General features: G+C 40.5%; 11 protein-coding genes. All 11 read left to right on the forward strand.

All coding sequences use genetic code 11. The annotated features are described in order from the left end of the window. The first annotated feature begins 41 nt into the window (after positions 1-41). The 11 genes from HOY35_RS04895 (at position 42) to HOY35_RS04945 (ending at position 12,627) form a co-directional block, all read left to right on the forward strand. The gene (locus HOY35_RS04895) at positions 42-734 is read left to right on the forward strand and encodes a phage tail protein (protein WP_172212978.1); all 693 of its coding nucleotides are present in this window, start codon (positions 42-44) and stop codon (positions 732-734) included. Beyond that, the gene (locus HOY35_RS04900) at positions 731-4,774 is read left to right on the forward strand and encodes a phage tail spike protein (RefSeq protein ID WP_249641528.1); all 4,044 of its coding nucleotides are present in this window, start codon (positions 731-733) and stop codon (positions 4,772-4,774) included. The genes HOY35_RS04895 and HOY35_RS04900 overlap by 4 nt, the downstream gene beginning before the upstream one ends. Positions 4,775-4,800: 26 nt before the next feature. Next, positions 4,801-4,962, forward strand: a complete 162-nt coding sequence (locus tag HOY35_RS04905; protein WP_172212976.1) for a hypothetical protein — start codon at positions 4,801-4,803, stop codon at positions 4,960-4,962. After that, the gene (locus HOY35_RS04910; RefSeq protein WP_172212974.1) at positions 4,949-5,368 is read left to right on the forward strand and encodes a DUF1617 family protein; all 420 of its coding nucleotides are present in this window, start codon (positions 4,949-4,951) and stop codon (positions 5,366-5,368) included. The genes HOY35_RS04905 and HOY35_RS04910 overlap by 14 nt, the downstream gene beginning before the upstream one ends. A 48-nt stretch (positions 5,369-5,416) precedes the next feature. Next, entirely contained in the window at positions 5,417-5,830 is a 414-nt protein-coding gene (locus HOY35_RS04915) for a holin family protein (RefSeq protein ID WP_025186379.1), read from the forward strand. Beyond that, the gene (locus HOY35_RS04920; protein WP_249641527.1) at positions 5,799-6,740 is read left to right on the forward strand and encodes an N-acetylmuramoyl-L-alanine amidase; all 942 of its coding nucleotides are present in this window, start codon (positions 5,799-5,801) and stop codon (positions 6,738-6,740) included. Before HOY35_RS04915 ends, HOY35_RS04920 begins: the two co-directional genes overlap by 32 nt. Positions 6,741-6,964: 224 nt before the next feature. Beyond that, complete coding sequence (locus tag HOY35_RS04925; protein ID WP_172212972.1) at positions 6,965-7,204, forward strand: SHOCT domain-containing protein; 240 nt, start codon at positions 6,965-6,967, stop codon at positions 7,202-7,204. A 59-nt stretch (positions 7,205-7,263) separates the two neighbouring features. Beyond that, on the forward strand, positions 7,264-8,823 hold the full coding sequence (locus tag HOY35_RS04930) for a recombinase family protein (protein WP_172212970.1): 1,560 nt from the start codon (positions 7,264-7,266) through the stop codon (positions 8,821-8,823). 2 nt (positions 8,824-8,825) lie between these two features. Continuing rightward, positions 8,826-9,254 carry a recombinase family protein gene (locus HOY35_RS04935; protein WP_172212968.1) on the forward strand — a complete coding sequence of 143 codons (429 nt, stop codon included), beginning with the start codon at positions 8,826-8,828 and terminating at the stop codon, positions 9,252-9,254. Beyond that, positions 9,244-10,806: a recombinase family protein gene (locus HOY35_RS04940; RefSeq protein WP_172212966.1), complete on the forward strand. Its 1,563-nt coding sequence runs from the start codon at positions 9,244-9,246 to the stop codon at positions 10,804-10,806. Before HOY35_RS04935 ends, HOY35_RS04940 begins: the two co-directional genes overlap by 11 nt. Before the next feature lie 132 nt (positions 10,807-10,938). Then, on the forward strand, positions 10,939-12,627 hold the full coding sequence (locus HOY35_RS04945; RefSeq protein ID WP_172212964.1) for a DUF262 domain-containing protein: 1,689 nt from the start codon (positions 10,939-10,941) through the stop codon (positions 12,625-12,627). Positions 12,628-12,647: the final 20 nt, after the last annotated feature.

Here is a 12,647-nt window from a genome sequence, read left to right on the forward strand (position 1 = left end):
CGCTTTGCGGTCTTTTTTTATGCCCAAAAGGAGGTGGTAGCTTGAATGCGTTTATTTTAGATGGAACAATCAACTCACGGACTGACCTTGGCCTTCGCATTACGCAAGTTCCTGTGATTCCAACAACGGAACGTGTGATTGAAAACATTGAGGTGGATGGGCGAGAGGGAGATTTGACCTTGTTCAAGGGTTGGAAAGACATGACGTTTAACCTGAAAGCCGTCATCTGGGCAAAGGACGTGTGGACGGTCTGGCGAACTATCTTTCCACAAATCTTGAATGCCAAGACTGTCAGCTTTTCAAATGATCCGACTGTCTTTTATAAAATGAAAACCGTTAAGGCGAGTGGGCTATCTCAAGTACTATCGACCATGTGGGAGTTTGAGCTTGAAATTACCTGCTCGCCATTTCGATATAAAGTGGGTGTTCCGCTCATCAATCGAACCTCGTCAGGAACGGTGACAAATAGCGGTAACGTCTTTTCGCTGCCACGAATCAAGGTATATGGCAGTGGAACAAGGACGTTGACCATCAATGGCAAACCTATTGTTCTTAACCTTCAATCAGAATATTTGATTATCGATAGCGAATTAAAGGAATGTTACTACGGAGATGTGGCAACAAATAATCTAATGACAGGCGATTTTCCTGAATTTCGAGTGGGCTCTAATACGGTCACGCTAGGAACAGGAATATCCAAAGTCGAAATCGAACCGAGGTGGCGATACTTATGATGATTTTATATGAGAAAACTGAATCAAACTTCAATCATAATGGTCTCGCTGTCCTTGATGGTGTTGTCGTAAGCCCTGTTGTTACCGAACAACTCAATGGGCTTTTTTCTTTGGAATTTGACTATCCCATTCATGCCAAGGCGAGCGACAAACTTCGACCAGAGATGATTGTGAAATGTCCTGTGCCTGAACTTCAAGACCAACTCTTTCGAATCGTAGAACGTGATGATTCACTAGGAGGTTTGGTTCATATCGTGGCGCATCATATCTTTTACGACTTGGCAAAGAACCTCATTGAAGATACCTATATCGTGAATAAAAACGGGAGTGGTGCGTTGACACAGTTACTCGGTGCAACCACTGTCCCTCATAGTTTCTCGGGCACGTCCAATATAACTACGGTCAACAACGTCCGCTTAGTGCGATTGAATCCAGTCGAAGTCTTGCTTGATAGTGATTTGGATAATGGCTATCAAGCACGGTTCGGTGGTGAGATTGTCCGAGATAACTATTCGATTTCTATGCTTGCCCACCGAGGCAGTGACAATGGTGTCCAAATTCGAGACAAGAAGAATCTGACAGGTTACAAGTCGGATTTAGACTATTCGTCTATCGTTACTCGCATCATGCCGGAAGGATATGATGGTTTATTCTTGCCAGAAAAATATGTTGATAGCCCACTCATCAATAGCTATGTCAGCCCTAAAATCAAGATCACCAAGTATGACAACGTCAAAGTAGGAGATGAAGAAGGCGAGTTTGCGACCAAGGATTTGGCTTATGCGGAACTCAGGCGACTTACGGCACTGGAATTTACGGTATCTCATATTGATAAACCGACTGCGACTTATGATGTAGAGTTTGCCCCACTTGAGCGAACAGAGGAATATAAGCAGTTTTCAAGTCTTGAGACGATTAATCTAGGCGATATCGTCTCTGTCACTCATGCAGAGGACGGCTTTAGTGTGACCGCTCGAATGGTTGAGTACAGGTATGACCCCATTTTGAAAGCATTCATTTCTATCACGCTTGGGAACGTCATGCCGAAGTTCACCGATGTGGCAAAGGACATCAAGAAAGTCGATACCAAAGTGGAACAAGCCAAAGATGATGCCAACTATGCTTTGACTGCCGCCAATGGTAAGAACACCAACTTTTATGGTCCGGATACGCCAGCCAATCCAAAGTTAGGGGACGTTTGGTACAAAGAGAATGGCGACAAACTTGAAATGTGGGTTTATGAAAGCCGTGACGGGGTGACTCAATGGTATGCACTGGCCAATGACCTGACAGCAGTAGAAGTAAAACAAGCAGTTGCTCAAGCTCAGGAAGAATCAGCTGATGCGCTTGAAAAAGCCAATAACGCCTTTGATGAGGTAGTGAACGCCTTGGAAAATGCAAATCAAGCCAACGCAACGGCAAATTCTGCCAGCCAAGTCGCTGACTCAGCCTTTAACAAATCCGTGAAATCGTCAGTGGTCACTTATGCGGTCGGAACAAGTGGGACAACCGCCCCAACGTCGGGGTGGCAAAGTACCGTGCCATCCGTTTCTTCAACCCAGTATCTTTGGGCGAGAACTGTGTTTACACTTCAGGACAACTCTGCGACAACTTCGTACTCGGTTTCAAAGCAAGGCGTAAAAGGCGATAAAGGGGATACAGGCGCCACTGGAGCAACGGGTGCGACAGGTAGTCCAGGTACTCCGGGGCAAAATGCGCCTACGATTACATCAGTTCGAGAGCAGTTTTACCTCTCAACCTCAAATACCACTCAAACAGGTGGCTCGTGGTCAAACACCATTCCCACTTGGTCGAGTGGCAAGTATTACTGGACGAGAGTGGTGACGACTTACTCGGATAGCTCAACTACAACCTCAACAGCCGTTCTTGACCAAGGGTTGAATCAATCATTGGTATCGGCTCTTGAAGCCAAATCTGCGACTGAAACATTAACCACTACCGTAAATCAGCATGCCACAAAAATTGAACTGGCTGCGACCAACATTGCCAACCTTCAAGGGCGAATGACGACAGCTGAGTCGACACTCACCGTTCAGGCAGGTCAGATAGCTGCCAAAGCGAGCCAAACTTCGGTGGATAGCTTAACTGGCAGAATCACAAGTGCTGAGGCAAGTCTGACAGTTCAAGCAGGGCAAATCGCATCAAAGGCAAGTCAAAGTTCCGTTGATGCGTTGACAGGGAGGGTGACATCAGCCGAAACATTGATTCAACAGACTTCTGATACCATGCTCTTGAAAGTCTCGGAACTTCAAGATGAAATCGGTATTCCCTTCAAAGTGAAGAATTGGGAACAGGGGTCGCTTAACACGAGTGATGGTTCAGAGATAACTGCCACGAACCATATCCGCTCAGAGTTCATTTATGTGGAGTCAGGTGATAAGTATATTGCTCAACGAAGAGATGGAACGTCAGTCACGTCTTACTATCACTTTTATGGTTTCACCTTGCCCTATGTGGACTATGTGCCAGCCCCCAAGCAGTATGTCGAGAAGTTGGCTGTTGGAACGTATGACAACACCACAATCCTTGATTACCTCAATTCAAAAAATGTCGAGACCTTGTCTATCACTGGCTCAGTAACATCAAACCCATATGCCTCAGCTGAGGACTATCTGGCAATTTACAAATTACCTTTAGGCGGTCGAGTTTTTCCGAACACCATCACTTGGAATGGTCGAAAAGACACGTCCGACAATATCGTCCTACTTTATATCGGCGGTGTGTGGGAGCAGATTGATGTGGTTACAAATAGCAGTAACGCTATCCACCAATGGACATTATCTGATTCACAGATTGCGGGTATGCCAACAGATGCGATTTATATTGCCTTCTTCTCAATCAAGAATGGTTCGTATGCGGGGATTTATAATGCGACCACTTCACCATTTACCATGAACCCGATGGACGACGAGTCAGCTTATGTACAAGTTTCCTATCAAAGCTCATCAAGCGCCGTGACCGTTCCAAGCAATGCACTCAAGATGAGGGTGCGAGTGAACACCACGACTAAGCCTGATGATTATGATGGGAATGTCTTCTCAACTACAGCAAGAGCGGATTACTCCAAAGCCAATACTGTCTATTCAGCAATCTTCATGCAAAAGGACATCATCAACCTTCGAGTTGGAAAAGGGGATGTGATCAACCAAATCAACCTCTCGCCTGAAAGCATCCTGATAGCCGGAAATAAAGTCCATATCACAGGTCAGACCACGATTGATAGTGGAATTATCACATCAGCCATGATTGGCTCTGCCGCCATTACCACAGCGAAGATTGCGGATGCGGCTATTACAAGTGCTAAAATTGCTAGTCTTGATGCAGGGAAGATTACAACAGGAACGCTATCTGCAAGTCGCATAGCCGCCAGTTCCATTACGGCTGATAAGCTCGCTGCTAATATTCTAACTGCAATTACAGCAAGTAATTCCATCCGAATCACAGGGACAACCATTGGCTATTACTCAGGAAGTACACTCGTCACAGAAATTAACTCACAGGGAATGACAATCAGGCGTGGTGGCACAACAGTCGGAACGATTGGTGCGAATAACATCAGCGGTCATAGTGATTGGCGAGGGCTCGTGTTTGACCTTGAGTATGGTACAGAATACATGGCTTGGGCGCACATGGATAGTTCAGGTGCGAGCAGCTACACGACCAAACTCATCTGGTACTCTCGGACACTTGAAACCAATAAAGAGAAGGGATTTCATTTTGATGATGATGTCTGGCTTAACGGCACGATTAAATTATCAGGTGGGCATACGATTAGCCTGAATGGCATTACCTTCAGCTCGTCACTTTATACTCGAATTGGGAATAGCGGTGGTAGTGCGCAGGTATTGCTTTTAACGGCTCAAACTTATTCCTTGGAGATGATGGCACTTGGGTTGACTTTGGTCTCATCCGTGAAATCTGTAAAAAGCTTGCAGGGCGAACGATTGCCTTGCCAACTGGTTTTAACAGTAACGGGACTGCCAGTGGTTGGTATAATGCTCAGTCGTTTAACTCTATGACGACATATTCATAATGGGAGGCAAGTATGGAAAATGAAGAAGAATTAGTGGTTTTGCCACATGTTGAAACAGTCGAGGAACCTGAATCATGCACCACAGATATGGTTGAATTATTGACCTTGGTCGTTGATGACCTCTGCGTGCAAGTCGGGAAATTGAAGGAGGAACTCAAGAATGTTACGGATTAGAAATGAAGAATTGGTGGAGGTGATTACCTTTCTCGAAAGCTTTGAGCTGACACCGAAAATCAGTCGGGTGCGAACGAAACTCGTCAAGCTCATCCGAACCAAGATTGATGAGCTGTATAAGGATGAGGTTGAACTTTTAGAGCGTTTTGGGAAGAAGGATGATTCAGGAAACCTTATTCAAGATAACGGGAACTTCTTACTTTTACCCGAAACCGCAGCCGAATACCATAAAGAAAAGGCAGATTTGTTAAATGAGGATTCCGTCATTGATGTAGCGGAACTTCAGGACAAACTGCCTTTATTGATTGGTGGCTTGGAAGATAGCGAGGTCAAAGTTTCAGGCAAAGATGCTGAGACCTTAGAACTCATCTTGGAATTATTGGAAAAAGAAGTTAAAGGCATTTAGGCGAAAGTCTAGATGCCTTTTTCAATACAGAAACGGAGGAATGAGATGATGAAACAGACATGGAATTTGATTCAGACAGGCTTTGTGGCAACAGGTGGTCTTGTCGGTTGGTATTTGGGAGGTTTTGATGCCTCACTTTATACCTTGCTTGCCTTTGTGGTGGTTGACTACATCACAGGGGTCTTGCGTGCGATCAACGAGAAGAAGGTCTCAAGTCGAATTGGGGCAAAGGGCATCACAAAGAAGATTTTGATTTTCTTGCTCGTTGGTGTCGGTCACATGCTTGACTTGGAGCTTAAAACAGGGAACGTCCTACGTGATGCAGTGATTTTCTTCTACATCTCAAACGAGGGAATCTCACTACTAGAAAATGCCGTAAGCATAGGTTTACCTGTGCCAGAGAAAGTCAAAGAAGCTCTCAAGCAATTACATGGTAAGGAGGACAACGAAAATGGGAATTAGTAGCTTTGCAACTAAATACGGCTTTCAATCTTTCCCTCACTACACATCGGGTCGTAGTGGGGCGAAGGTCAACAAAATCGTCATTCATCACATGGCGGGAACGAATTACGACATTGTGCCAAGTATCTGGCAGACGCGTGAAGCATCCGCTCATTATGGTATTGGTAAAAACGGAGAAATACGTGCTTATGTGGATGAAAACAATACGGCATGGCATGCGGGGAATTGGAATGCTAATATCTCAAGTATTGGGATTGAAAACTGTAACGCCACAGGTTCTCCTTCATGGAATATCAATCAAGCCACAATCGATGCCTGTGCAAAGTTGGTGGCAGACATTGCTAAACGTCATGGCTTGGGGAAACTAGTAGTGAATCAGAACCTGTTCCCTCACAGCTATTTTTCAAACACATCTTGTCCGGGGATGCTTTTAGGTAAACTCCAGTACATTGCGGACAAGGCAAATGCGATTAATAGTGGCGGAGGCTCAGCCACTCCAAGTCAGCCAACATCAAGGCTATATCGTGTTCGTAAATCATGGGCAGATGCCAAGAGTCAGGTCGGGGCTTTCAAGGATTTAACGAATGCCAAGAACTGTGCTGACCGCAATAAAGGCTACTCCGTATTTGATGAGGGTGGGAAGTTAATTTATCCCACTGGTGGTGGTTCAGCAAACACTGCTACAAAGAAACTCGTGGTTCAAGTGAATGGCTTAAACGTCCGAAATCGCCCAAGTCTAAATGGAACAGTTGTTGGTACTTACAACAAAGGTGCTACGTGGACTCTACCTAAAGACGAAAAGCTAACAATCGCTGACGGGTGGGTTTGGGCGCGTTGCCCAATTGGTTATTGTGCTGTTGGAAAGACTACCGGGAAGACTGAGCCGGATGACTATATCTTAATTTCATAAACAAGCGTAAAAGCCTTCAAGAGTGATTGATTTCATTCTTGGAGGCTTTTTTGTGTTCTATGGGTTCGATTTTTCTCCCTCCTTCGCTTATGGATGAAAGGTCAAAGAATTTACGTCAAGGGTTTACTTTTGCGGATTTTCTTTGCCTGTAACTTAGGAAGTCAAAAATATTAAATGATTACATACTCTTGACTTCTTTTGCTGAAATATAGGGGGGCGAAACCATGAATCAAGAAATAACCGAAAAAAAAGGCTATCAGATTACAGATAAAGCTATGAATGAATCATCAAGTGATAGTGATACATTTGTGCAACATCAAACTGATTTTATTTATCAGTGTACCATTATCCAATTGAAGAAATTACTTGAAAATACTCTGATAACCGTAGATGAATATCGTCAAATGGAGCAAGAAATCAGACAAGAATTATGTCCATATTTATACGAGTTATATTCTTCGTAATCGTTGCTATAATTGGGTTTATTAGCTAATATGTTACTACCAAAGAAAGAGGTGAGACAGTGAAAAAGATTACGAAAATTGATAGCCTTGCACAAGTCAAATCTAGCAAACTGAGGGTAGCAGCTTATGCTCGAGTATCCACTTCTAGTGAGGAACAACTCCTAAGCTTGGAGAATCAAAAATTGCATTACGAACAGCGAATTCTAGCCAATTCAAACTGGGAATTTGTGGAGATGTATTTTGATGAAGGGATTTCTGGCACAAAGATTGATAAGCGTGATGGATTAAAGCGACTGCTACAAGATTGCGAAAATGGAAAAGTGGATTTTATCTTAACCAAATCTATTAGTCGCTTTTCAAGAAATGCTGTAGATTGCCTAGAGATGGTCAGAAAACTCAATGACCTAAATATTTTCATTGAGTTTGAAAAGGAAAATATCAATACTCAAACAATGGATGGGGAGTTGATGCTTTCCATATTAAGTAGTCTGGCAGAAAGTGAATCAAGATCATTGTCCCAAAATACCAAATGGGGCATTGAAAAAAGATTTCAAAATGGCACTTACAAGATTGGCTATCCACCTTTTGGTTACGATTGGGTAGATGGTGTTATGGTTATCAATAAAGAACAGGCATTGGTTGTAAAAGATATATTTGCAGATGTTTTAAAAGGTACAAGTACTGGAGACATCGCTGAAAAACTAAATCAACAAGGAGTAACCACAAAACGTAGAAAAACATGGCATGGCACAACCATTCGTGGCATCATCAAGAATGAAAAATATATCGGAGATGCTTTATTTGGAAAAACATTCACGGATGATTCCTTTAAGAGAAAAATCAATCGTGGGGATAAGAACCAATATTTCATGGAAGGGCATCATTCAGCAATTATTGATGAAGAAACATTTGAGCAGGCACAACAGATGCTGGTTCAAAATGCCAAATCCAAGAATATTGTTCAAGATGATGATAAGTATCAAAATCGGTATAGTTTTTCTGGAATATTGAAATGTGGTGAATGTGGTGGAACTTTCAAAAGGAGAATCCAAACCAAGAACAAAAATGAGAAGTATGTGGCTTGGGCTTGCACGACACATCTTAAAGACAAGTATTCTTGTAGCAAGAAGTTTATCAAAGATGAACAGATAAAACTCGCATTCATCACCATGATGAACAAACTTGTTTTTTCCCATCAAATCTTGCTAAAGCCATTGCTTGCAGATTTACGAGCTACCACTTATACCGTTGATAATACTCAAATTATGGTTCTTAATGCTGAGTTAGAAAAATTGAAACAGCAACAAGATAACTTAATTCAGTTCGTTGCCAATGGTTATATTGAAAGACCAACATTTGTAAAAGAGCAAAACCAACTGGTTAAGCAGATAGATATTTTAGAAAATCAACGGAAGATGCTAACAGGTTCTATTTCCAAAGGCTTTGATAATTTGGAATGTTTAGAAGAACTGGTCAAGTTTACGAAACAAGGGAAGATGATTATTACCTTCGAGGATTCGCAGTTTGATAGCTTTGTAGATGAGGTAGTGATTCTTTCAAGAACGGAACTGGTATTCAAATTAAAATGTGGATTGAAACTAAAGGAAAGGTTGATGTAGCGATGAAACATATTCCTTACGGCTACAAAATAGTTGATGGCAAAGCTGAAATTGATGAAGAAAATGGTAAACAAGTCAAAATGTTATTTAGTAAATTTCTTGAAGGGGAATCACTTGTGACAGCCTCTAAGAGTTGCTCCTTGAATTTTACTCATAGCCAAGTTGGTCGAATGCTTGAGAAAAAAGAATATTGTGGCGATGATTTTTATCCAGAAATTATTTCAACTGAAGTTTTTGAAAAGGTACAAGAGGAAAGATTAAAAAGAGCAACCAAGTTGGGTCGGTTGAATCGAGTTAAACCAATTCTCGCAGTTGAACCATCAACAAAATTCAAGATGAATCCATGCATTGAGAAGTTCGCAGATCCTTTTGAACAAGCAGAATACATTTATAGCCAAATAGAAAGCGAGGTGCAAAGCGATGAAGAATAAAAGTGTTACCGTGATTCCTGCAACAAAACGAGTCGGAACATTAAAGGTTGATGCGGAAGAAAAGCCAAAGTTAAGAGTAGCAGCTTATTGCAGAGTTTCAACAGATAGTGATGAACAAGCATCTAGTTATGAAGTACAGGTGGAGCATTACGCAAATTTCATTAACAGCAATTCAGAATGGAAATTGGCTGGCATTTATGCAGATGATGGGATTTCGGGAACATCCACTAAGAATCGAGAAGAGTTTAATCGCTTAATACAGGATTGCATGGAAAACAAGGTCGATAGAATCATTACTAAATCCATCAGCCGATTTGCCAGAAATACCCTGGATTGTCTAAAGTACATTAGACAGTTGAAGGAGAAGAACATCCCCGTATTTTTTGAGAAAGAAAATATCGACACCATGGATTCCAAAGGGGAGATTATGTTGACGATAATGGCATCTTTGGCCCAACAAGAAAGTCAATCTTTGAGCCAAAACGTGAAGTTAGGATTACAATATCGCTACCAACAAGGTGAGATAACCATCAATCACAACAGATTTTTAGGTTACACTAAAGATGAAGATGGGCATTTGATTATTGAACCAACAGAAGCAGAGGTGGTCAAACGCATTTTCAAAGAATACCTTGAAGGTTCTAGTTTGATTCAAATTGCTAGAAACCTTGAAACTGATGGAATACTTACTGGAGCAGGAAATAAGAAGTGGGCAGGCACAACGGTCAAGGGTATTCTGGTAAATGAAAAATATATGGGAGATGCACTTCTAGCCAAGACTCATACAGTCGATTTCTTAACAAAAAAGCGAGTGAAGAACAATGGGATTGTGCCACAGTATTATGTTGAAAATTCTCATGAACCAATCATTCCAAAGACCTTATTCCTGCAAGCTCAAGAAGAAATTACTAGAAGAGCAAACCTGAAAAACAAGAAAGGATCGATTAACTACAGTAGCAAGTATGCTTTATCGGGCATTACTTACTGCGGAAAGTGTGGTGAGATTTATCGTAGACTTCACTGGAACAACAGGGGTAAGAAGTCCATTGTTTGGCGATGTTATAGCCGATTGGATAAGACCAAGTATTGTGATGCCAGAACGATTCTTGAAGAGGATTTAAAACAGGCAGTGGTTGATGGGATTAATAGAGTGTTTGCGGATGAAGGCAGAATCAAGGAGATATTGAACTCGAGCATTCGAAAACTACTGAAAGTGGATAACACTGCAGAAGTTGAAATCATTGATTCACAACTGCAGGAATTGCAACAGCAACTGCTGGAACAATCAAGCAAGAATCAAGATGTCACTAGTATTGGAGAGCAGATAGTTCAGCTGAAAGAACAAAAACAAAATATTCTTTTAGGTAAAGCAGTAAATGATAATTCAAAACAAAGAATGAATGAGATGCTTGAGTTCATAGACCAAAATGAACATAGTGGCCTTGAATACGATGAAGTATTAGTTAGACGATTGGTAGAGCAGGTGCACGTCTACGATAACTACATCAACATCAAGTTCAAATCTGGAATTAAAATAGAGGTACAAAGTTAAGGACGTTCTTTTGATTAAGGATGTTCTTTTTGTGTTTGTAGTTGCTAAAGTCTGTCATATTAATGTTTTGACTGTTATTTAACGAATGAAAATTGTATAATAGTAGGGAATGACACTTTGAGGGGGGATTAAATGAGCAAGCTAGTTGATGAAAGCATTACTATTTACGAAGCCTTAAAAAATATTGAGCAGGGAAAATATGTTATGCCTGCATTTCAGCGTCAATATGTGTGGTCGATGGAGCAGATTGAAAAACTATGGGATTCTATCCTACTAGATTATCCAATTTCAACATTTCTTTTTTGGCATGTAGATAATTCGAATATTCTACATGATACTTATTTTTGTAGTTTTTTATCAGATGTAACTTTTGATAGCAGGAAACAATCGGACAGTCCAAATTATGATTTAACAAGTATTGATACTTATTATACTGATACAGCAATATTAGATGGTCAGCAAAGATTTACATCTTTGTACCTGTCACTAATGGGGCAAGCTGGTATTAGAAAAAAATATGCAAGAAAAAATGCTGAGAAAACTCTTTCAGAATTACTTATTGAGCTTAATAAAAATAAAGTAGAAACCAATGAGGAAGAGTATAACAGCAAGAAGTTCGATGTAAAGTTCACCGATAAAATAGGAAGAATAAGCCCAACTCAATTTAAGATGAGAGATATTCTTAAAGAAGAATTCCAAAACAAAGAATCTCGTGAAGCTGAAATTGAAAAAAATATTTCCAACGTGCCACTTGATAGTAAAGAATACGCTCGAAATATTTTGACAAAACTTTGCAGTAAAATCTATGAGGAAAAGCTTATAAGATATACTGAAATATATGAAATGAATCAAGATGATGCATTAGAGATGTTTGTTCGTTTCAATAGTGGTGGACGACCTTTAAGAAAATCAGAAATTACGATGTCAATTCTTGAAGCATACTGGCCAAGTGCTAGAGAGCAGTTTGGGAAAACGCTTGTAAGAAGTTATGAAAACTTTGGAACTGATTTTATTATAAGAACGGCATTAATGCTTTATGGTGATGTCATCAAATCAAATATCACTCGTGAAATTGCAGAGAGTTTAAAGAATGATTGGAACAAATTCAAGCAAACCCTTGTTGATTTAGAGGAACTCCTGAATGAGATGAAGCTTGATGTAACAAGATATTCATCTGGTTGGAACGTACTTTTACCAATAATCTACTACATTTATTACACTCAAGAATATAAAGAAAACAAGAAGGCAATCAAAGCCTATCTGATTCGTGCAATTGTATTTACTTACTTCCAGTCTGGAACAACAGCCAAACTTCAACAAATGAAAACCAACATTAACGAATTTAACTATGAGATTACGATGGAAATGTTGGATCAAATGAATGAACTTCGTGTTACGGACGGTAAAATAGAAGATATTCTTAACGAAGAAAAGGGTAGTCGTGTTGCTGGAGAAGTTTTATATTATCTTGGACTTGATTGGACTAATAAACATTTTAAATATGAGTTAGACCACTTACATCCATTCGCTCGATTTGATACAAATAAACCACCCCAAGTAACTATTGAAAAATGGAAATTATGGCGTGGAATGAGAAATAGACTTCCAAACCTGCATCTATTAGAGGGAAGAAGTAATGCCAGTAAAAGTGATATGAGATTAATTGATTACTATAATGATATGAATGAAGTACAAAAACAGGCATTCATGGAGCAAGCTACGATTCCGAAAGATGTATCATTGGATTTTGAAGATTTTGATGTATTCTATGAAAAGCGTAAAGAAGTCTTATCCAAACATATCAGAGCATTACTACAATAATTTGTATCTAGGGGGGGAAC

This window comes from Enterococcus sp. MMGLQ5-1, assembly GCF_013155265.1.
Taxonomy (GTDB): Bacteria; Bacillota; Bacilli; order Lactobacillales; family Streptococcaceae; genus MMGLQ5-1.

What these genes read in the sequence shown, in the direction of transcription:
- HOY35_RS04900 (WP_249641528.1), top strand. Translation starts at nt 731, where the DNA reads ATGATGATTTTATATGAGAAAACTGAATCAAACTTCAATCATAATGGT.
- HOY35_RS04905 (WP_172212976.1), top strand. Translation starts at nt 4,801, where the DNA reads ATGGAAAATGAAGAAGAATTAGTGGTTTTGCCACATGTTGAAACAGTC.
- HOY35_RS04910 (WP_172212974.1), top strand. Translation starts at nt 4,949, where the DNA reads ATGTTACGGATTAGAAATGAAGAATTGGTGGAGGTGATTACCTTTCTC.
- HOY35_RS04915 (WP_025186379.1), top strand. Translation starts at nt 5,417, where the DNA reads ATGAAACAGACATGGAATTTGATTCAGACAGGCTTTGTGGCAACAGGT.
- HOY35_RS04920 (WP_249641527.1), top strand. Translation starts at nt 5,799, where the DNA reads ATGGTAAGGAGGACAACGAAAATGGGAATTAGTAGCTTTGCAACTAAA.
- HOY35_RS04925 (WP_172212972.1), top strand. Translation starts at nt 6,965, where the DNA reads ATGAATCAAGAAATAACCGAAAAAAAAGGCTATCAGATTACAGATAAA.
- HOY35_RS04935 (WP_172212968.1), top strand. Translation starts at nt 8,826, where the DNA reads ATGAAACATATTCCTTACGGCTACAAAATAGTTGATGGCAAAGCTGAA.
- HOY35_RS04940 (WP_172212966.1), top strand. Translation starts at nt 9,244, where the DNA reads ATGAAGAATAAAAGTGTTACCGTGATTCCTGCAACAAAACGAGTCGGA.
- HOY35_RS04945 (WP_172212964.1), top strand. Translation starts at nt 10,939, where the DNA reads ATGAGCAAGCTAGTTGATGAAAGCATTACTATTTACGAAGCCTTAAAA.